19 protein-coding genes are annotated in these 20,723 nt (G+C 62.3%); 6 read left to right on the forward strand and 13 right to left on the reverse strand.

Going from position 1 to position 20,723, the window contains the following annotated elements:
* Positions 1-2 precede the first annotated feature (2 nt).
* The gene (locus ACLIKD_RS17175; protein WP_428825982.1) at positions 3-2,093 is read left to right on the forward strand and encodes an ATP-binding protein; all 2,091 of its coding nucleotides are present in this window, start codon (positions 3-5) and stop codon (positions 2,091-2,093) included.
* Here the strand turns inward: ACLIKD_RS17175 and ACLIKD_RS17180 are convergent.
* Entirely contained in the window at positions 2,063-2,725 is a 663-nt protein-coding gene (locus ACLIKD_RS17180) for a response regulator transcription factor (RefSeq protein ID WP_226418092.1), read from the reverse strand. The genes ACLIKD_RS17175 and ACLIKD_RS17180 overlap by 31 nt on opposite strands.
* Before the next feature lie 142 nt (positions 2,726-2,867).
* Between ACLIKD_RS17180 and ACLIKD_RS17185 the strand changes: the two genes are divergently transcribed.
* Positions 2,868-3,320 (forward strand): PhaM family polyhydroxyalkanoate granule multifunctional regulatory protein, encoded by a 453-nt coding sequence (locus ACLIKD_RS17185; protein WP_428825983.1) that lies wholly within the window; start codon positions 2,868-2,870, stop codon positions 3,318-3,320.
* Here ACLIKD_RS17185 and ACLIKD_RS17190 read toward each other — a convergent pair whose 3' ends face one another.
* Positions 3,321-4,220 carry an AEC family transporter gene (locus tag ACLIKD_RS17190; RefSeq protein WP_428825984.1) on the reverse strand — a complete coding sequence of 300 codons (900 nt, stop codon included), beginning with the start codon at positions 4,218-4,220 and terminating at the stop codon, positions 3,321-3,323.
* A 108-nt stretch (positions 4,221-4,328) separates the two neighbouring features.
* Between ACLIKD_RS17190 and ACLIKD_RS17195 the strand changes: the two genes are divergently transcribed.
* Both ACLIKD_RS17195 and ACLIKD_RS17200 read left to right on the forward strand, forming a co-directional pair.
* Positions 4,329-4,769: an NfeD family protein gene (locus ACLIKD_RS17195; RefSeq protein WP_428825985.1), complete on the forward strand. Its 441-nt coding sequence runs from the start codon at positions 4,329-4,331 to the stop codon at positions 4,767-4,769.
* Positions 4,770-4,781: 12 nt separating this feature from the next.
* Positions 4,782-5,648 (forward strand): SPFH domain-containing protein, encoded by an 867-nt coding sequence (locus ACLIKD_RS17200; RefSeq protein WP_428825986.1) that lies wholly within the window; start codon positions 4,782-4,784, stop codon positions 5,646-5,648.
* Positions 5,649-5,671: 23 nt separating this feature from the next.
* Here ACLIKD_RS17200 and ACLIKD_RS17205 read toward each other — a convergent pair whose 3' ends face one another.
* From ACLIKD_RS17205 to ACLIKD_RS17245, 9 genes are all read right to left on the reverse strand, one after another.
* The gene (locus ACLIKD_RS17205) at positions 5,672-6,829 is read right to left on the reverse strand and encodes a CaiB/BaiF CoA transferase family protein (protein WP_428825987.1); all 1,158 of its coding nucleotides are present in this window, start codon (positions 6,827-6,829) and stop codon (positions 5,672-5,674) included.
* Positions 6,826-7,326 (reverse strand): hypothetical protein, encoded by a 501-nt coding sequence (locus ACLIKD_RS17210; protein ID WP_226418086.1) that lies wholly within the window; start codon positions 7,324-7,326, stop codon positions 6,826-6,828. The genes ACLIKD_RS17205 and ACLIKD_RS17210 overlap by 4 nt, the downstream gene beginning before the upstream one ends.
* A gap of 13 nt (positions 7,327-7,339) precedes the next feature.
* Positions 7,340-8,569 carry a phenylacetate--CoA ligase family protein gene (locus ACLIKD_RS17215; RefSeq protein ID WP_428825988.1) on the reverse strand — a complete coding sequence of 410 codons (1,230 nt, stop codon included), beginning with the start codon at positions 8,567-8,569 and terminating at the stop codon, positions 7,340-7,342.
* Positions 8,566-9,393 (reverse strand): ABC transporter ATP-binding protein, encoded by an 828-nt coding sequence (locus ACLIKD_RS17220; protein WP_226418084.1) that lies wholly within the window; start codon positions 9,391-9,393, stop codon positions 8,566-8,568. The genes ACLIKD_RS17215 and ACLIKD_RS17220 overlap by 4 nt, the downstream gene beginning before the upstream one ends.
* 72 nt (positions 9,394-9,465) lie before the next feature.
* Positions 9,466-10,788 (reverse strand): ABC transporter substrate-binding protein, encoded by a 1,323-nt coding sequence (locus tag ACLIKD_RS17225; RefSeq protein ID WP_226418083.1) that lies wholly within the window; start codon positions 10,786-10,788, stop codon positions 9,466-9,468.
* 64 nt (positions 10,789-10,852) lie between these two features.
* Positions 10,853-11,929, reverse strand: coding sequence for a branched-chain amino acid ABC transporter permease (locus ACLIKD_RS17230; protein ID WP_226418082.1), 1,077 nt, complete (start codon positions 11,927-11,929; stop codon positions 10,853-10,855).
* Positions 11,930-11,982: 53 nt separating this feature from the next.
* A complete protein-coding gene (locus tag ACLIKD_RS17235; protein WP_226418081.1) occupies positions 11,983-12,897 on the reverse strand; it encodes a branched-chain amino acid ABC transporter permease in 915 nt (304 codons plus the stop codon).
* Positions 12,898-12,909: 12 nt separating this feature from the next.
* Positions 12,910-13,692 carry an ABC transporter ATP-binding protein gene (locus ACLIKD_RS17240; RefSeq protein ID WP_226418080.1) on the reverse strand — a complete coding sequence of 261 codons (783 nt, stop codon included), beginning with the start codon at positions 13,690-13,692 and terminating at the stop codon, positions 12,910-12,912.
* A 2-nt stretch (positions 13,693-13,694) separates the two neighbouring features.
* Entirely contained in the window at positions 13,695-15,662 is a 1,968-nt protein-coding gene (locus ACLIKD_RS17245; RefSeq protein WP_428825989.1) for an AMP-dependent synthetase/ligase, read from the reverse strand.
* A 181-nt stretch (positions 15,663-15,843) separates the two neighbouring features.
* On the opposite strand from ACLIKD_RS17245, the gene ACLIKD_RS17250 reads away from it, so the two are divergent.
* Both ACLIKD_RS17250 and pepA read left to right on the forward strand, forming a co-directional pair.
* Positions 15,844-16,518 (forward strand): Crp/Fnr family transcriptional regulator, encoded by a 675-nt coding sequence (locus ACLIKD_RS17250; RefSeq protein ID WP_226418078.1) that lies wholly within the window; start codon positions 15,844-15,846, stop codon positions 16,516-16,518.
* A 161-nt stretch (positions 16,519-16,679) separates the two neighbouring features.
* Entirely contained in the window at positions 16,680-17,486 is an 807-nt protein-coding gene (gene pepA, locus ACLIKD_RS17255) for a flocculation-associated PEP-CTERM protein PepA (protein WP_428825990.1), read from the forward strand.
* Positions 17,487-17,514: 28 nt separating this feature from the next.
* On the opposite strand, the gene ACLIKD_RS17260 is transcribed toward pepA, so the two are convergent.
* Positions 17,515-18,843, reverse strand: a complete 1,329-nt coding sequence (locus ACLIKD_RS17260; RefSeq protein ID WP_428825991.1) for a M48 family metalloprotease — start codon at positions 18,841-18,843, stop codon at positions 17,515-17,517.
* A gap of 168 nt (positions 18,844-19,011) precedes the next feature.
* Complete coding sequence (locus ACLIKD_RS17265; protein ID WP_428825992.1) at positions 19,012-20,619, reverse strand: methyl-accepting chemotaxis protein; 1,608 nt, start codon at positions 20,617-20,619, stop codon at positions 19,012-19,014.
* Positions 20,620-20,723 lie beyond the last annotated feature (104 nt).

Genomic DNA, 20,723 nt, shown 5'->3' on the forward strand with positions numbered 1-20,723 from the left:
CGATGTTTCGGAAAAAACCGGAAACCCTCGCCCTGTTCATCGCGCTGATCAGCACCCTGACCGTGCTTGGCGTTTTCCTCACCGACCTGCTGCTCGCCCGCCACCGGGACTTTGAAGCCGGCGAGCGCCGCCTGCAGCATTTCGGCATCATGATGGCCGAACATACGGCGCGGACCTTCGAAGCGGTCGACGTTCTGCTGCGCGAGATGGCCACCGACCTTTCCCACAACCGGCGCGACTGGGAAAGCTGGGAAGCGAGCCAGGGCTGGGAATACGTCGCCCAGCGGCATTCCCGCGCCATGCCGCAACTGCGCGACCTGATCATCTTCGACCGCTACGGCAACCAGCGTTTCATTTCCACCTACTTTCCGCCGCCGCATATCAACGTCAAGGACCGGCCCTATTTCGTGGCACTCGAAAACGGTGCCGATGCCTCCTCCTTCGGCCCCTACATCGGCCGCAATTCCGGCCGCTACACCTACGCCATCGCCCGTCGCATCGTCGGCAGCGACGGACGGTTCAGCGGCGCCACCTTTGCCGCGATCGAGCCGGCCTATCTGCAGGATTTCTGCTGGTCGAACCGGCTGTCCGACGATTTCGAAGCGGTCCTGATCAACGGCAAGGGACAGATCGTCGGCTCCTGCCGGCCGACCGATCTCAGCCGGCAATCGCCGCTGCTCGGCGGCCAGGCGACCGAAGTCCTGTTCGACGGCATGCTGCGCGACCTGGTGCCGCAAACCGGCCTGGCCAACGGCAATGGCCTGCTCATCTCGGTCTCGCCGGTCCCCGGCTTTTCCGACCTGCGCATCCTGACGGCCATCCCGGAAAACACCTTGCTTGCCAACTGGCGCAGCCGGCTGCTCGAACTCGGCACGGTCGGCCTGCTGGTCAGCGTCGTGCTGCTCGTCGGCGCCCTGCTGGTCCGCCGCCAGCTGCGCGAAATGTCGGCGATGACCGAACAACTGGCGGCCAGCCATGAAAACCTCGAAGAGCGCGTGCGCACGGCAACCCTCGAACTGGCCGGGCAAAAGGATGCGGCGGAGCGTGCCAACAAGGCGAAAAGCCGCTTTCTGGCTGCCGCCAGCCACGACCTGCGGCAACCGCTGCACGCCCTTTCGCTGTTTGCCGCCGACCTCCAGCGCCAGGTGCGCGACGGCGGCCAGCAGGACCTGCCGCGCCTGGCCGAGCAAATCGCCACATCGACCAGCGTGCTCAGCGAGCTGCTCGATTCGCTGCTCGACATTTCCCGCCTCGATGTCGCCGGCATCAAGCCGGACATCCGGCCGTTCGCCCTCGGCCCGATGTTCGAGCGCCTCAACAACTCCTTCCGGCGGGCCGCGGCCGACCGCAAACTGGGCTTGCGTTTCCGGCCGACCACCTGTTGGCTGGACTCCGACCCGGTAATGATCGAACGGATGCTGGCCAATCTGGTTTCCAATTCCCTGCGTTACACGCCGCCCGGCGGACGCATCCTCGTCGCCGCCCGGCCGCGCGGCAACTACGTTCAGATCGAAGTGCGCGACAGCGGCGTCGGCATCGCCCCCGAACATCAGGCGGCGATTTTTGCCGAGTTTTACCAAGTCGGCAATCCGGCCCGGGAGCAGAACAAGGGCCTCGGTCTCGGGCTATCGATCATCGACCGGCTGGCCCGCGCGCTCGACGTCAAGGTCAGCCTCCGCTCGCGGCTCGGCGAAGGCACGAGTTTCGCACTACTCGTTCCGGTCAGCGATCCCGCCGAGTACAACCGGCCGGAAAATCGCCCGCCATCGATCGGCAAGGCGCACTTCATCGGCAGCTCCGACGAGTTGCTCGCCGGGCTGAAACTGGTCGAAAGCTGGAATTTCGGGGTCACTTCGGAAGATGGCACGGCGCGCCGGCGGCCGCCGCAGGATGCCGTGCTGATTGTCGATGCCGGACTGGCCGGCGAGGTCAGTGCCGAACTATCGCCCGGCGCCCCGCTGATCGTCCTGACCAGCGCCGCCGGTCAGGCGCTGCCGGCCGGTGCCCACGCGCTGCCGACCCCGGTCAGGCCGGCCAAGCTGCGGGCGCTGCTCAACCAGCTTCAGAAAACGTTGCCGAAATCGATGCCGTAACGCGAAACGGCAACCAGCGCCTGGGTCCGGCTACCGACACCGAGCGCCTTGAAGACGGCAGTTGCATGAATTTTGACGGTCCCCTCGGAGAGTTCGAGCTGATCGGCAATATCGCGATTCGACAGACCGCGCACCATCAGCGCCAACACCTGGGCCTGGCGGTCGGTCAGGCCGACTTCCTCGGGTTTGACGCCGAACTTCGACGGCGGCACCGGCGTCGCATCGTCGAGACGCGCCCCCTGCTGGCCGCTCGGCCGGAAGATGTTGCCGGCCAGCACTTCGCGGACCGCCGCCAGCAGCGCCTCGCCGGAAAATGCCTTGGGAATGAACCCGGAGGCACCGAGATTGAGCACCCGGGTAACGGTCGGCGTATCGTCGAAAGCCGAGACGACGGCGACCGGCATCGCCGGGTGGCGGCGGCGCAAAATATCCAGACCGGCAAAGCCATCGATACCGGGCAGCGCCAGATCGAGCAGCACCAGATCGAACTCGCCTTCTTCGTCGAGTACCGAAAGCGCCGATTCGAAATCCGCGCTTTCAAACACCGCGACCTCCTTCTCGATCTGCCCGAGCAGACGTACCAAGCCTTCGCGCACCAGTGCGTGATCTTCAACCACCAGCAACCTGAGCATACGTTCCCCCCTATTAACGGGCGCTAATTTATCACTTTGTCACATCGCGTGTTCATGCGAATTGCAAGCTGGAACCAATTACCGCGAACACCCTCCAAAAAGTGGTTTAAGATGTTTTTACGCTAATAAGAAGGAGAGACAAATGTCCGACAACCAAGCACAAGACCCCCTTAATTTCATGCGCAACATGTGGGGCAAGATGGGTTTCACGTTGCCGGGCATGGTCGCGCCGACATTCGATCTGGAAGAACTCGACAAGCGCATCAAGGATATGAAGGCCGTCGAAGGCTGGTTGCGGATGAACCTCTCGATGCTGCAAATGACCATCCAGGGTCTGGAAATGCAGCGCACCACGGTATCAACCGTGCAGACCATGAGCAAGTTGGCGGTCGATGCCGCCAAGTCGATCAATCCGGCGGCGGCCGAAGAAGCTGCGCCGGCCGATCCGGCGCAAAGTGCCTTTTCCGAAGCGGCGATGTGGCCGTGGCAGATGATGCAGCAGATGCGCGAACAAATGCAGCAAACCGCCGATGCCGCTGCTCAGGCAAATGCCGAGAGCAAGGCCGAAGAGCTGTCGGGCAGCCGCAAGAAGTAGTCAGCGGCCGGCCAGCCACGCTGCCCAGAGCGGCAGCGTGAGCATCGAACCCAGCGTCGTCGCCGAGATCAGCCAGGCCACGCTGCGCCCGTCGCCGCCCATGCGCATCGCCAGGATGTAGGCCGACGACGCCGTCGGCAAGGCGGCGAACAGCACCACCACCTGATAGTTGAGACCACTCAAGCCGAGTTGCGCGCCGACCGTCAGGGCAATCAGCGGCAGAGCCAGCAGCTTGACGCCGAGCAGCCACAATGAATATCCCCGGACCCCGGGCATGCTGTCCAGCCGCAGCGCGGCGCCGACGGTAATCAGGCCAAGCGCAATCGAGGCGTCGGCCAGACGACCGAGAAAGGCCTGCAGCGGGGCCGGCGGAACGAAACCAAGCAGATTCAGCAAGAACCCGGTGACCGTCCCCCAGATCAGCGGATTACGCGCCACCTCGCGCCACAGGCCGACTTCGCCATGGCGCGCCAGCATCCACACCGAGACCAGATTGGCAACCGGCACGGCGGCGCCGACGATCAGGCCCATTGTGGCAATGCCGGGTGAACCGTACAACATGCCGGCAACGGCCAGCGCGATGTAGGAATTGAAGCGATAGCCGCACTGGAACAGCGAGGCATAGGTCAACGCCGGGAAGCGGCTGAACAGCTTGGGCACGATGCCGAGGACCATGCCTCCGAGCATGGCGGCGAATGCCGTGAGCAGCAGCGGCATCGCGGCGCCCAGATCGAGCCGCGTCTTGATGATGGCGTTGATCAGCAGGGCCGGAAAGAGAATGAAATAGACCAGCTTCTCGACGCCATTCCAGAAATGGTCGCCGAGATGCATCCAGCGCCGGATGGCCGCCCCGAGGAGGATCAGCGTGAAGTCGGGAAGCAGGAGAAGGGCGGTGTTCATCTGCGCATTTTAGGTGCAGCACCGCCGTCGCCCAACTGTGGAAAGCCGCAGGGCGGCTTGACCGGGCCGGACAAACCCGAAATACTGCCTCGCAGCTAGGAGAAATATATGAATCCCGAATGGTGGCACTGGGTCGTCGGCGGCATTGCGCTGGTTCTCGCCGAATTGGTTATTCCCTCGTTTTTCATCGTCTGGTTCGGTTTGGGCGCACTGTTTGTCGGCTTGCTTGCGCTAGCTTTCGAGCTCTCCCTGACGGCCCAGCTGGCAACCTGGACGATCGCCTCGCTGGCCATGGTCTGGCTGTGGTTCCGGGTTTTCAAGCAGAGCTTTCAAAGGACGCGGATCGGCACAGCCGATGGTGAAGTCATCGGCGAAATCGGCCTGCTGGTCAGCGCCGTCGCTCCCTTCGAACGGGGCAAGGTGCGTTTTCAACGGCCGGTGCTCGGCGCCGAGGAATGGGTGTGCCTGTCCGATACGGCGATCGCGGCCGGCGAACGGGTCAAGGTCATCGCGGTGGAAGGCAGTTTCCTGAAGATAGGCAAGGCTTAGAAAGGTCGAAAAATGGATATGAATGCAGGTTTCATGGTCACCCTAGCCATCCTCGTCTTCGTTGTGGTGACTATCGCCAAGGGCGTCCGTATCGTGCCGCAAGGCGAGGAATGGATCGTCGAGCGGCTCGGCAAGTACCACGGCACGCTGAAGCCCGGTCTCAACATCGTCATCCCCTACCTCGACAAGGTGGCCTACCAACTGGTGACCAAGGACATCATCCTCGACGTCCAGGAACAGGAAGTGATCACCCGCGACAACGCGGTGATCCTGACCAATGCCATCGCCTTCATCAAGGTCACCGACCCGGTCAAGGCGGTCTATGGCATTACCGACTTCTCGGAAGCCATCCGCAACATGATCATGACGACGCTGCGCTCCATCGTCGGCGAAATGGAACTCGACGAGGCGCTCTCCTCGCGTGACAAGATCAAGGCGCGGCTGCGCGAGAGCATCGCCGACGAGGCGGTGGACTGGGGCCTGACGGTCAAATCGGTGGAGATCCAGGACATCAAGCCGTCGCAGTCGATGCAAAAAGCCATGGAAATGCAGGCCGCTGCCGAGCGCGAACGCAAGGCGGTGGTGATCCGGGCGGAAGGCGCCAAGCAGGCGGCCATTCTCGAAGCCGAAGCCCGCCTTGAATCGGCCAAGCGTGACGCCAACGCCCAGGTCATGCTGGCCGAAGCCTCGGCCGAGGCGATCCGCCGCATCACCGCGGCAATCGGCGAGCAGACCGGGCCGATGTCCTACATGCTCGGAGAAAAGTACATCGCCGCGCTCGAACGGATGGGCGAGAAGGACAACGCCAAGGTCGTCGTCCTGCCAGCCGATCTGCAGGAAGCGGTGCGCGGCCTGTTCGGTCGGGCGAGCGGGCGCTGAGCGGCCGGAACGGCCACGCCCGCCTAGGCGACTGAAACTGCGCCGAGAGCGACCAGGCGCGCGATTTCCTCGCTCGACAGCCCGAGATCCATCAGCCGCTGCTGCGTATGCTCGCCGAGCAGCGGAGGCGGACTCTGAATGCTGCCAGGCGTACGGGAAAAGCGCGGTGCAGGGGCCGGCTGGCGCACACCGGCAATATCGACAAAGGCTTGCCGCGCCTGATTATGCGGATGCATTGGTGCATCCTGCATGGACAGGACCGGCCAGACGCAATCATCGGTGTCGTCGAACAATTGTTCCCAGTGAGCGCGCGGCGAACTCGCGAAGATTACGGCCAGGCGCTGCTTCATGACCGGCCAGCGCGTCGTGTCATATTGTTGCCCGGCAAAGTCCGGGTCCTCGCTCAGACCCAGTCGCTTGATGAAGGTCTGGTAAAACTGCGGTTCGAGCGGACAGACGCTGATCCACTGCCCATCGGCACAGGCATATACATCGTAAAACGGGGCGCTTGAATCAATCGCGCACTTGCCCTGCCACTCGCCCAGCGCTTCAAGGTTGAACAAGCCGTGGGCAAGAACTGCGGCACCTTCACACATCGCGGCATCGATGACCTGACCCTGACCGCTGCGTCCGGTTTCAATCAGCGCACAGGCAATGCCCCAAGCGAGCATCAATCCGCCCCCCCCCATATCGCCGATCAGGGTCGGCGGGGCCCACGGCGCGCCACCATGGCGACGCCCGGTATCCAGCACGCCGGCCAGTGCCGCGTAATTTGCATCATGGCCAGCCCGGGCGGCAAGCGGACCGCTTTGGCCCCAGCCCGTCATGCGGCCGTAGATCAGACGCGGGTTGAGCTCCAGACAGGTGTCCGGCCCGAAACCCAATCTTTCCATGACCCCGGGACGAAACCCTTCGATCAGCACATCAGCCTCACCAATCAGCTGCATGACCAGGGCTTTGGCTTCCGGATTCTTGAGATCAATGCACAGGGACTTCTTGCCACGATTGGCAACAGCCTTGCGCCCCCCACCGAACAGTTGCGAGGCAAAAGTGCCACCGGCCCGCTCAAGCAGCGTTACTTCCGCCCCCATGTCGGCGAGCAACATGCCGCAAAATGGTCCCGGACCAATCCCGGCGAATTCGACGACCTTGATGCCGGCCAGCGGTCCCGGCCGGCTCATTTGTCGCAGACGCCGAGGAGGTCGGCTTCCAGTTCGATCTCCATGCCTTTTTCCAGCCGCCGGTCGATGAACATGCCGCGATAGAGGCGCCCGGCATTGGCTGCTTTCACGCCATGCGGCGTTTCCCACTCGGTGACGCGCAGGCGGACCATGCCGATCTGTTCATCGCGTTCCGGCTGCGTCGCCGCCACACAGGGATAGGCCAGCGCCTGGCGATTGAATTCGGCCCGGCTGTATTGCTCGATGTTCTTGCCCGGCACCGTCGGGCAGTGACCGAGATGGCGGGTCTGCACTTCGGTGTCGATGACCTGCCCCTTCAGGTAATAGACCGGGTCGGTGACGACCCAGCCGCTGCCCCCCTCTTGATAGACCACGCAGGCACCCGCCTGCAGCAATTCCGGCTGCTTGAAGAGCAGCCGGGCCGACGGACGAAGCGCCGGCTCGGCGGCCAGCGCCGGGGTCGCCAGCAGGGCCAGCAGCACAAGAAGATTTCGCATGAACACAGCCGGTTTAATAGACCCGGCTATCTTCGATCACCTTGCCATCGTTGGGCAAGCCCCCGGGCGCCGAAAAAGCCACCTCGCCACGCAGCTTGGTGACCTCGCGCAGGCTGGCAACCAGCGCCTTGTCGAGCGCCTCGCCGCCGGCTTCGATTTCGCAATGCAGCACCATCCGATCCTGGCCGCCCGGATTATCGACGACCAGGCGCATGCGATGGATTTCCGGATGACGCCGGGCGATGTCGGCGACCTGCTCGGGATGCACGAACATGCCCTTGATCTTGGTCGTCTGGTCGGCCCGGCCGAGCCAGCCTTTCAGCCGGATATTGCTGCGCCCGCACGGCGAACGGCCGGGCAGGACGGCGGAAAGGTCGCCGGTGGCGAAGCGGATCAGCGGGTAATCCGGGTTGAAGGTGGTGACCACCACTTCGCCGACCTCGCCCTCGGCGACCGGGTCGCCGGTACCGGGACGAACGATTTCGAGCAGCAACTCCTCCTCGACGACCAGCCCGGCCTCAGCTTCGGTTTCATAGGCGATCGCCCCGATGTCGGCCGTGGCGTAACACTGGCGGACACTGATGCCGCGTTCGTTGAGCCAGCTCCGGGTGACCCCCGGCAAGGCTTCGCCCGAGACGCAGGCCTTGCTCAGCGAACTGATGTCGGCGCCGATTTCCTCGGCCTTTTCGACAATGATGCGCAAAAAGGACGGTGTGCCGACATAGCCGTCCGGCTTCAGGTCGACCATCGCCTGCACCTGCTGCTCGGTCTGCCCGACGCCACCGGGAAACACCGCACAGCCGAGCTTGCGTGCCCCGCCCTCCATCAGAAAGGCGCCCGGCGTGAAGTGATAGGAAAAGCAGTTGTGAATCAGGTCGCCGTTACGAAAGCCCGCCGCATAAAGCACGCGGGCCATGCGCCAGGGATCCATGTCCTTGCCCTGCAATTCGTAGATCGGCCCGGGCGACGAAAAAACGCGCTTGGCCTTGTGGCGCGGCAGCGAATTGAGACCGCCGAACGGCGGCGTCTTCTTCTGCAATTCGATCAGATCGCGCTTGCGGGTCAGCGGCAGTTTGGCCAGCGCCTCGCGCGTCACGCACTCGAACGGATTGACCCCGGCCAGCGCCTGGAAATAGTAATGGGTCGTTTCCTTGGCATGCGCCACCTGACGGGCCAGCTTGTCCATCAGGTCTTCTTCGCGCTCGTCCGGATCGCGGGTTTCCAGCGGATCGTAATAACTCATGATAACCAGCGCTTTCTGCGACGGTAGTGCTTCACATCTTTAAATGACTTGCGCCCGGCCGACGACAGGCCAAGGTAGAACTCCTTGACGTCCTCGTTGGTGCGCAGTCCTTCGGCGTCGCCTTCCATGACCACCCGGCCGTTTTCCAGGATGTAGCCGAAGTCGGCGTATTTCAGGGCGACCATGGTGTTCTGCTCGGCCAGCAGGAAACTGACGTTCTCGCGGCTGTTCAGATCCTTGACGATCTCGAAAATCTCTTCGACGATCTGCGGCGCCAGCCCCATCGACGGCTCGTCGAGCAGGATCATTTCCGGCTTGGCCATCAAGGCCCGGCCGATGGCGCACATCTGCTGCTCGCCGCCCGAGGTGTAACCGGCCTGCGAGCTGCGCCGCGTCTTCAGGCGCGGGAAGTAGTGATAGACCTTGTCGAGGCTGTCCTTCAGTTCGCCGCGCGAAATCGAACGGGTGTAGGCGCCGGTCAACAGGTTTTCCTCGATGCTCAGGTGGCCGAAACAATGCCGCCCTTCCATCACCTGGATGACGCCGCGCTTGACCAATTCGTTTGGGGTCAGTTGGTCAATGCGATTGCCCTTGTATTCGACCGAGCCCTTGGTGACGTCGCCGCGTTCGGCGCGCAACAGATTGGAAATCGCTTTCAGCGTCGTCGACTTGCCGGCGCCGTTGGCGCCGAGCAACGCGACAATCTTGCCTTTCGGCACGTGCAGCGACACGCCCTTGAGAACCAGGATCACGTGGTCGTAGATGACCTCGATGTTGTTGATGGCGAGGTAGTGGTCGGTAGCGGTAGTGGTTTGTGCAGTCATGGGATTCCTTTTAGTTGCTAGTCGCTAGTCGTGAGCAAGAGCCCCGGCTAGCGACTAACGACTACCGACTAATTACTTTTCTTTGCTGCAATCACGCGGCGTGATGCCCTTTTCCTTGGCGTACTGCTTCGCCGAGGCCTGGAACAGCGGGTGGATCAGCGCCTTGTTGCCTTCGATCCAGCCGGACACCGGCACCCACTTGGCGCCGTCCCATTGCTGGACTTTCACCTTGCCGGAACCTTCGTGGTTGTCACAGGAAGTCTTGATTTCCGGCAACAGGTCGGTGGCGCCCAGCGTCTTCAGGCGGGCCTCGGTGATGTTCAGGTTTTCCAGCGCCCAACGCATCTGCTCGCCGTTCAGCGCCTTGCCCTTGCCGTATTTTTCCTGGCCCTTGCGGATCGCCTCGACCGACAGCACGGCGGCGGAAACGCCGCGGTTGTAAAGAACGGTGCCGATCTTGGCCTTGTCCTGCAGGTTGCCCTTGTTGGCGCCGTAGACCACCTTCTCGATGTCGGAAATCACCGGCACCTGCTTGCCGGCGACGTTCCAGGTCGCGGCCATGTAGCCCTTGGCGGCTTCGCCGGCCGGGATGACGTCTTCCTCGGAACCGGTCCACCATGAGCCGATCATCTTGTCACGCGGGTAGCCGACCTTCTGGGCCGCCTTCAGCGCCGTCTGGTTCATCACGCCCCAGCCCCAGAACACGACGTAATCCGGCTTCTCCTGACGAATCTTCAGCCACTGGGCGCCCTGCTCGTTGCCCGGGTGGGCGACCGGAATCTGTACCAGCTGGAACTTGTTCAGCGAGGCTTCGGCTTCCATCGCGATGATGGCTTCCTTGCCATAGGCCGAGTCGTGATACAGGTAGACGATCTTCTTGCCGGTCAGATTGCCGGCATTCTTGTCCTTGATGAACTTGACGATGGCCGAGGCCTGCATCTGGTAGGTGGTGACCAGCGGGAAGGCGTAGGGGAAGACCGAGCCGTCCACCGCATCGGTCCGGCCGTAGCCCATCATCGCCAGCGGCAGCTTGTCCTGCGCCGACTTGTCGACCAGGGCGTAGGAGATGCCGGTAGACATCGTGTGGATCGGGCCGGCCGACTTGGCAGCCTTGCTCTTCAGGCGCTCGTAGCACTCGACGCCCTTGGCGTTGTTGTATTCGGTTTCGCACTCTTCCCAGGTCATCTGGACGCCATTGACGCCCTTTTCCTTCATGTTGACGTAGTTCAGGTAGTCGATGAAACCGCCATAGAAGGCCTGGCCGTTCGAGCCGTAGGGGCCGACGCGGTAGTCGATCAGCGGGAAGAACTGCTCTTCCGCGGCGACCGCCATTTGCGACAGCAGGGCCAGGGACACCGCAGCAGCGGCGAGGGCGGGTTTGAATTTTTTGATCATTGAATGTCTCCTCCAGATTTACAGAAAAGCGACGGGGCCGCCGCCGCTTGGACAATAGCCCTTCCTAGTGCGGGAACGGCCACAGACGCAGTTTCTCCTTGGCGATTTGCCACAGACGGGCCAGCCCGTGCGGCTCAACGATCAGGAAGAACATGATCAGCGCACCGAACACCAGGATCTGGATATGCGACACGGTGGCGCTGGCAAAAGGCAGGCCGAACAGATCGGCGACGAAGGGCAGAGCCACATCGAGGAAGATCGGCAGCAGCAGGATGAAGGCGGCGCCGAGGAAGCTGCCCATGATCGAACCGACACCGCCGATGATGATCATGAACAGGATCTTGAACGACATCTCGAGCGAAAAGCCGTCCGGCTCGACCGAGCCGAGGTAGCAGAAGGCGTAGAGCGCCCCGGCCACGCCGCAGTAGAAGGAACTGACGGCAAAGGCGAGCAGCTTGGTCGGCATCAGACGGATGCCGATCACCGAGGCGGCGACGTCCATGTCGCGCACCGCCATCCAGGCCCGGCCGGTCGATGAGCGGACCATGTTCTTGGCGGCCAGCGCCATGACGACAACGATGGACAGTACCAGCAGGTATTTCTCGACCGGGGTGGTCAGCTCATGACCGAAGATGATCAGCTTCTGGGTCGAAATCACGCCGGACGACGAGTTGTTCGACAACCAGGGGAACTTGGTCAGACACCAGACGATGAAGAACTGCGCCGCCAGCGTCGCCACCGCCAGATAGAAACCCTTGATGCGCAGCGAGGGCAGGCCGAACAGGATGCCCACCCCGGCGGCGGTGAGGCCGGCCAGGACAAAGGAAACCAGCAGCGGAATGCCTTCGACCCGCAACTGGAAATTGTAGGCAGCGTAAGCGCCGACCGCCATGAAGGCGGCCGAACCGAGCGACAACTGGCCGGCATAACCGGTCAGTACATTCAGGCCGAGCGCCGCCAGGGCGAAAATCAGGAAGGGAATCAGGATGGCCGAGAACCAGTATTCGCTGGCCAACAACGGCACCCCGAGGAAAGCGACGGCAAGCAGCACGATGACCCCGATGCGGTCCTGGCGGATCGGGAACAGTTGCTGGTCGGCGGCGTAGGTGGTCTTGAATTGACCGGCTTCACGGTAAAGCATGTTTTATTAGTCCTTAGTCGCTAGTCTTTGGTCGCGGAGCAGAAGCTGCGGCGCTACACGCGGTCGATGTGCTTCTCGCCAAACAAGCCTTCCGGCCGCACGAGAAGGAAGAGCAGCGCCAGCACATACGGGAACCAGCCCTCGATGCCGCCGAAATTGCCGCCGAACAGATCCTGCATGACCGGCGGAATGTAGATTTCCGCCAGCTTTTCGGAGGCGCCGATGATCAGGCCGCCGACGATCGCCCCCGGGACCGAGGTGAAGCCGCCGAGGATCAAAACCGGCAGCGCCTTGAGTGCGGTGAAAGTGAGCGCAAACTGCACGCCGTTTCTCGCCCCCCACATCATGCCGGCGACCAGCGCGACGAAGCCGGCGACGCCCCAGACGATGGCCCAGATGTGCTGCAGCGGAATGCCGATCGACAGGGCCGCCTGATGGTCGTCGGCGACAGCGCGCAGGGCCCGGCCGATACGGGTGTATTGGAAGAACAGGGCGAGCGTCGCGACCAGCACGGCAGCCACGCCGGCCGCCACCAGATCGAACTTGGAAATGACCATGTTCCAGTTGTCGAGGATCCAGGGAATCGGCTCATCGACGATGCCCAGTTCCAGGGCCCGCGGGTCGCTGCCGAAGATCATCGGGGCCAGGCCTTCGATGAAGAAGGCCAGACCGATGGTCGCCATGAACAGCGAAATCGGCGGCTGGTTGACCAGCTTGCGCAGCACGAACTTCTCGGTGGCGATGCCGAACAGCGTCATGATGCCGAACGCGAGGATGATCGCCAGCCACAGCGGCGCCCCCTTCTCGATGCAGCCGACCACCGACAGCGCCGCCATATAGACCATTGCGCCCTGGGCGAAGTTGAAGACGCCCGAGGCCTTGTAGATCATCACGAAGCCGAGCGCCACGAGGGCATACATGACCCCCGAGAGCAGTCCGCCGATCAGGACTTCAAAGAAAAAATTCATCTCCCCGTCTCCTTAGTGACCAGCGCCCAGATAGGCTTTGATCACATCCTCATTGTTTTTCACTTCGTCGGGCACGCCGTCGCCGATCTTCTTGCCGTAGTCGAGCACGACGACGCGGTCGGAAATATCCATGACGACGCCCATGTCGTGTTCGATCAGCACGATGGTCGTGCCGAACTGGTCATTGACGTCGAGGATGAAGCGGCACATGTCCTGTTTCTCTTCGACGTTCATGCCGGCCATCGGCTCGTCGAGCAGCAGCATCGACGGCTCTGCGGCCAGCGCCCGGGCTAGCTCGACGCGCTTTTGCAGGCCATAGGGCAGGCGGCCGACCGGCGTCTTGCGGATGTGCTGGATTTCCAGGAAATCGATCACTTCCTCGACCTTCTGGCGATGCGCCAGCTCTTCCTGGCGGGCCCGGCCAAACCACAGGGCATGCTCGATGAAGTTCGACTTCATCTTGGTGATCCGCCCGGTCATGATGTTGTCGAGCACGGTCATGCCCTTGAACAAGGCAATGTTCTGGAAGGTGCGGGCGATGTTCTGGCGGGCCGCCATGTGCGGCTCCATCTTCTTGCGCTCCTGGCCGTGCCAGAAAATCTTGCCGTCCTGCGGGTGGTAAACGCCGTTGATGACGTTCAGCATCGAGCTCTTGCCGGCCCCGTTCGGGCCAATGATGGCGCGGATTTCGTGTTCGCGGACGTCGAAGGAGATGTCGGTCAGCGCCTTGACGCCGCCGAAACGCAGGGAAATGTTCTGCAGGTCGAGAATGACGTCGCCTATTTTTTTGCTCATGTTCAGGCAGCCTTTTTCACGATCGGAAAGGTTTTCGCTTCGATGATCTTCAGGTCGGCCGACACCTTGCCGCGCCGGCCATCCTCGAACTTGACCTCGGTTTCGATGAACTGATTGGTCTTGCCCGCGTAGAGCGCGTCGATCAGCACCTTGTATTTCTCGGCAACGAAGCCGCGGCGCACCTTGCGCGTCCGCGTCAGTTCGTCGTCGTCGGGATCGAGTTCCTTGTGCAGCACCAGGAAACGATGGATCTGCGAATCGGCGACCATCGTGTCATGGACCAGTTCGGCATTGATCTGCTCGATGCACTCGCGGATCAGTTCCAGCACCTCCGGCTTGCCGGCCAGGTCGGCATAACCGGCGTAGGAGATGCCGCGCCGCTCGGCCCAGTTGCCGACCGCGCCGACGTCGATATTGATGAAGGCGCAGACCATGTCGCGCTGGTCGCCGAAGCAGACAGCTTCCTTGATGTGCTGGAAGAACTTCAGCTTGTTCTCGATGTAGTTCGGGGCGAACATCGCGCCGTTCGACAGCTTGCCGACGTCCTTGGCCCGGTCGATGATCTTCAGGTGGCCGTCCTCGTCGAGGAAGCCGGCATCGCCGGTCATGAAATAGCCATCGACGTTGATCGCCTCGGCGGTGGCATCGGGGCGCTTGTAGTATTCCTTGAGCAGCATCGGCCCCTTGACCAGCACCTCGCCGCTGTCGGCGATCTTGATTTCGACGCCGGGAGCCGCCTGGCCGACCGAGTCGAACTTGATCGCGCCGTCCGGCTGGATGCAGACATAGGCGCAGGTTTCGGTCTGGCCGTAGAACTGCTTCAGATTGACGCCCATCGAGCGATAGAAGCGGAACAGTTCCGGCCCGATCGCCGCCCCGGCGGTGTAGGCAACGCGGATGCGGCTCATGCCGAGGACGTTGCGCAACGGACCATAGACCAGCAGGTTGCCGAGCCAGTACTGCAGACGATCGCCGAAACCGACCGACTTGCCGTCGAGAATGTCGGCGCCGCAGCGCTTGGCGACTGCCATGAAGTAATGGAACATTTTCTGTTTCAGCGGGCCGGCGTCTTCCATGCGGATCATCACCGAGGTCAGCAGGCTCTCGAAGACGCGCGGCGGGGCGAAATAGCAGGTCGGGCCGATTTCGCGCAGGTCGGTCATCACCGTCTCGCCGGATTCCGGACAGTTGATGGTGAAGCCGGCGACCAGCGCCTGGGCGTAGGAGAACAGGTGATCGCCGACCCAGGCCATGGGCAGGTAGGAGAGGATGTCGCCATCCGCCCCCAGCTTGTCGACCTGCACCCCGCCCTGGGCGGCGGCAATGAAGGCGGCGTGCGTCTGGCAGACCCCTTTCGGCTTGCCGGTCGTGCCCGAGGTATAGAGCATCACCGAAACGTCGTCGAAATGGCCCTGCTCGACTTCGGCATTCAAGAAATCGCTGTGATTGCGGTCGTGAATCCGACCCATCTCCATCAGTTCATGGATGTCGTGCAGGAAGGGCTGGCTGTAATGGCGCATGCCGCGCGGATCGTCATAGACGATGTGTTCCAGCGTCGGCACCTGATCCTGGATTTCCAGCATCTTGTCGACCTGTTCCTGATCCTCGACGACGACGAAGCGGATGCCGGCATCCTGCAGCACGAAGAGCATTTCGCTGGCCACCGCATCCTGGTAGAGCGGTACCGGCACACCGCCCAGGCACTGGGCGGCGGTCATCATCATGTAGAGATGCGGCCGGTTGTCGCCGATGATCGCCAGATTGTCGCCGCGCTTGAAACCGAGCGAGGCCAGGCCGCAAGCCAGCGCCCGGACGCGCTCGGCGACATCGGACCAGGTCCAGGTTTGCCAGATGCCGAGATACTTCTCGCGCATGGCCGGGGCATCGGGCCGCGTCTGGGCATGATGAAACAGTAATCGCGGGAAGGTATGCAAACCATCCAGCGAAGCAAAATTCGCCTGCCTGGGCATTCTTTAGTCTCCTCTTTGCCGCGTTTTTAGGTACGCGGTCTAACGTTCGTTTGAATCATTGTGGGCACGATAGCCTTACACAAACCTTGCAGCGCACCACAACGATCACAGATTGTCGCGGCCCAGTGTAGGCACAGCCGGGGCTTATAATTGTCATCCGGCAGACAATCCAGGAAATAAATTGAAGAACGCCGAAGAACTATTGCGCACCTCCCTGTGGGGGCGATCCCTCACCGAAGAAGAAATGCTCAAAGCACTGGCCGGCACCAGCGAGCGCACCTTCGCGGCCGGCGCCTTCATCTGCATGAAGGGCGAACCGGTCGACTACTGGATGGGCATCATCAACGGCCTGGGCAAGATGGCCAGCCACTGGACCACCGGCAAGACCACCTCGCTGACCGGCATCAGCTCCGGCGGCTGGTTCGGCGAAGGCTCTTTGCTCAAGACGGAGGTTCGCCGCTACGACGTCATGGCGATCCGCGAAACCCGCGTCGCCTTCATGAATCGCGCCACCTTCAACTGGCTGCTCGACCACAGCATTCCGTTCAATCGCTACCTGGTCGCCCAGTTGAACGAACGCCTCGGCCAGTTCATCGGCATGATCGAAAACGAGCGCATGCTCGACACCGATGCCCGCATCGCCCGCGGCCTGGCCGCCCTGTTCAACCCGGTGCTCTACCCGGGCACCAACCGCCTGTTGCAAATTTCGCAGGAAGAGCTCGGCTACCTGGCCGGGGTTTCGCGGCAGCGCGCCAATCAGGCGCTCAAAGTGCTCGAAGATGCCGGCCTGGTGCGCAGCGAGTACGGCGGCATCAACGTCCTCGACCTCGACGGCCTGCGCAGCTTCGGCGACTGAGCGGAGCGGCCACCGGCCGACCGCAAGCCCGATTTCCCCCGAAAAGGCTTTGTCGCCAACACCGGATGCCCTATAGTTTTCCGGCACCCGATTTATGCCATTTGGTTTAATCGATGGCATTCGGCCCAATGGTCACCACAAACCTACTTAGGGGGAAATTCATGACGCAAGGCAGAACGGCAAACCGCATCAAACAGGGGTTGTGCATCCTAGCTCTGGCGCTCGCCGCGCCGATCGCCCAAGCGGCCCCGGCCTGGCAGATCAACCCTTCGGGCCTTGGCGTCAGCGGCGCCACAGCCGTGTCCGAGGTCACAGTCGGTGGCGTCGGTTTTGTCCAGAGACAGCCGACCAGTGAGACGGACTTCACTTTTACCGAGCATGGCGCCTACCGCCTTGCGCTACCAGGCGCCCAGGAAATCACCGTGGTCTACTCGGTGGCCGGCAACGGTCTATTCGCCAATCCCTTTGCCCTCCATTTCAATACGGGCAGCATCAACCTGTATGCCGATCCGAACTTCGATTTCGCCAGCGCGACCGGCACCTACGGGGCCGACAATGGTACGCCGCTGGCTAGCTTCAGCATTTTCGCCGGTGGCATAGCGAGCAACGGAATGGTCAATCTGAGCGCCCGACTCGACGCCGGTACGCTGCGCTCCGGCTATTTGTTCGACGCGGCCGGCAATGATCTGGCCAATGCCGACAATGTGCTGATGCAACTCGGCGTCTTCAACCAGACGACAACGCCGGACGCCCTGCTGCTTTCCGAAATCGTCTGCGGCCTGGCCGGCTATGGCGGCGCCGGCTGCAACGGCAGCCCCTACGTCGCTTCATCATTCGCCTTCACCGTGCAGGATGGCGGCCAGATGTCGCTGGCCAGCGTGCCGGAACCGGCGACCAGCGGTTTGTTGCTGGCCGGCCTTGGCTTGATTCCGCTGGCCGCCCGGCGGCGTCGGCGGCGCGCCGAATAATCGCGCCAGCCAGGGGCACAGACCGGGGCTACTTCAGGTAGCCCCAGCTCCTTAGGCGGCTTTGCGAATACTCCGCCGCCTTGCCCTGTTTGCTCTGGGTCAGATAGCTCGAAAACAGGCGGGCCGCTTCCTGCTTGTTGCCCATGCCTTCCTGGGCGATGCCTTTGAGGAAGGTAACCCCCGCCTCGCCGGGGAGCAGACGGTCATAGCGATCGAGTTGCTCGTAGGCCGCGGCCGGATCACGCTGGCCGAGAGCCAGCACGCCGGCCAGCTTGTGGGCCTGCGCTTCCTGCGGATAGATCGCCGTTGCCGTCCGGGCATATTCCAGCGCCTGGGCATCCTTCTCCTGCACCGACAGGCATTTCGCCATCAGCAGATTGGCGGCATAGTCGCGCGGCGTGCTCTTCAGCGCCGCCCGGAACTGCTCCTCAGCCTTGCCGTACTGCTTGCCCGCCATCGCCGTTTCGCCTTTCTGGCAGGCCTCGATGGTCGGCTTGATGCGGCGCAGCGCCGCCGTGTTGTCCATGAAGCGCTCGCGCCCGACCTCGCGCTTGTTGGTCGCGGCGTACTTGCTCTCGGCCAGCTGTTTCGCGGTATCGCGCCGCTCGCTGCTCATCGGGTGGGTCGCGAACATCGTCTGCAACATGCTCGGCGCTTCCTTCTGCTGATCGACCAGCAATTGCTGCAGGCCGACCATGCCACTGGCCGGATAGCCGGCGCGCACCATGTATTCCTGGCCCAGCGCATCGGCCTCGCGCTCGTTGTCGCGGGAATAACTGGAGAGCAGCACGCTGGCCCCGAGCTTGGTCCCGAGATCGACCAGGCCGCCGTAACCGGCGGCTGAGCCGATCAGATTGGCGCCGCTGACCGCAATCTGGGTAACCATCGCCTGACCCTGGCGCTGCGCGGCATGACGGGCATTGACGTGACCCAGTTCGTGGCCGAGCAAGGCGGCGAGTTCGGCCTCGTTGTCGAGGTCGACCAGAATGCCACGCGTCACCCCCACCGCCCCGCCGGGAAAGGTGTAGGCATTGACGTAATTGGCGTTGAGCACACGGTAGGAATACGGCATTTGCGGCCGATGCGTGTTGGCATCCAGCCGCTGGCCGACACTGCCCAGGTAGCCATTGAGCGAGGCATCCTGGACCGGCCCGAGATCCTGGGAGAACTGCTGCGGCGCGACCTTTCTATCGACGTTCTTTTCCTCGTCCTCGCTCATGCCGACCAGGATGGCGCCACCGCCGACCGGCGAACTGGCGCAGCCGGACAGAGCGGCCGCCCCGAACAACCCGAGTACCTGGCGACGGGTGAGGCGGTTGCGTTGCAGACTCAAGGCAAGATCATCGTGATGGCGCATCGCAACTCCCGGCAAGCTAAGAAAATGAGTGATTTTCGATTCTGCGACAAAATCCGGACGATTGCCATGCACCATGAAAAACGGCGAGGTTGATCGCCTCGCCGTCTGTTTCGTCGCCGCCCCCTTGCACCGAACAGCCGGCTGGGGGACTGGCGCTTCAAGGGATCATCAGACCCGGTACTGGGCGACCACCCGATGCATTTCGGCAGCCAGCCGAGCCAGTTCGCCGGCTGTTTCCGAGGTGGAACTCGACGCCGAGCTGTTTTCTTCCGACATCTGGGCGATCTGCTCGACCTGCTGGGCGATGCTGGTGCTCGCCACGCTCTGCTCGCGAATCGCATCGCTGATGTCGCCGACCATATTGACCGCCTGACGCGAACTGCTGCCGATCGCCTGGATCGCCACATTGGCTTCTTCGGCGCTACTGACGCCGGCCTCGACCTTTTCCACCACCATCCCGATGCCCTGTACCGCCGACTGGGCGCTGGTCTGCATTTCGGCAATGGTTTTGCCGATTTCCTGGGTCGATTGGGTAGTCCGCTCAGCCAGCTTGCGTACCTCGTCGGCCACCACCGCGAAACCCCGGCCCTGCTCGCCGGCCCGCGCCGCCTCGATGGCGGCATTGAGCGCCAGCAGATTGGTCTGGTCGGCCACTTCCTTGATCACCGAGACAACATGGTTGATGCGCTCGCTCTGCTGTTCCAGGCGGGAAATCTGCTCGGCGGCGCTGCGCACCGTTTCGGCGATGCCATTGATGCCGACCACGGTCTGCCCGATGATGCTTTCGCCGCGCTGGGCCTGCTCGCCCGACGACACCGACAAACCGTTGGCTTCCCGCGCCCGGTCGGCAACGTGGTTGATGCTGACCGTCATTTCCTCGACCGTGGCAGCCATGCTGGAGGCTGCTTCGCTCTGGTGCGAAGAGGCAATCGACATCTGGTTGGAAGAGGTCGCCACCCGGTTGGCGGCAGAATTGACGCCCGTCGTGTGGCGGGCGATTTCCTGCAGGCTCCCCTGCAGGCGATCGAGCAGACGGTTGAAGGCACCACCGGCCTTGGCCACTTCGTCGTCGCCCTTGATCGGCAGACGACCGGTGAAGTCGAGCGAGCTTTCGATACGCAAGAAGATGGCGACCATGCCGCCGAGCGACGTCGTTACATGGCGGTAGAGCATGAAGCCCATCAATCCGGTCACGGCGGTGGCCAGCAAAATCACCATGATGGAAACAACCTTGCCGCTGGAGTATGCGTCGGCAGCCTTTTGCACTTCCCCTTCGGCCAGCGTTTCATTGTACTTGGCGTGCGCCTCGATGTTCTCGCCGATTTTCTTCGACAGCTCACCAGCCTGCCCCATGCCGGACTTGGCCTTGTCCGGCTGGCCGGCCTTGGTCGCAACTATGGCGTTATCGAGCAGCGGCAGGTAATCCTTGACCAGCCCCTTGCTGGTTTCCAGGTACTGCTTGTCCTTGTCGTCACTGATCAGCTTCTCGTAATCGCGCAGATGTAGTTCGAGATCCTGCTTGCTGTTTTCAATGCGCTTTTCGTAAGTCGGACGCTGTTCTTCGCTGCTCAGCAGATATCCCAGAACCGCAACGCGCAGTCGGAGGAAGCTGCTCTCCATGTTGGCCACCTTGCGAATGCTCGGAATCGAATTCTCGTGCGCATACTGCAGGTTGGAATTGATCGCCCCCATCTGACGCAGGCCAAACGAGCCAACCACAACCAAGCCTGCGACAGCCACCAATATCAAAATAGCCAAACGTTTGGCAATAGTCATTAGTTCTCCCTAATCAGTTCGGATTATTACTTTGCGGATAGTAATCCTCGAAGTAGATAAAGACGAGTCGAGAAGGGCGCCACAAGGACTCTCCGAGCGACAAC

Source organism: Azonexus sp. IMCC34842 (assembly GCF_050368855.1).
Taxonomy (GTDB): Bacteria; Pseudomonadota; Gammaproteobacteria; order Burkholderiales; family Rhodocyclaceae; genus Azonexus; species Azonexus denitrificans_A.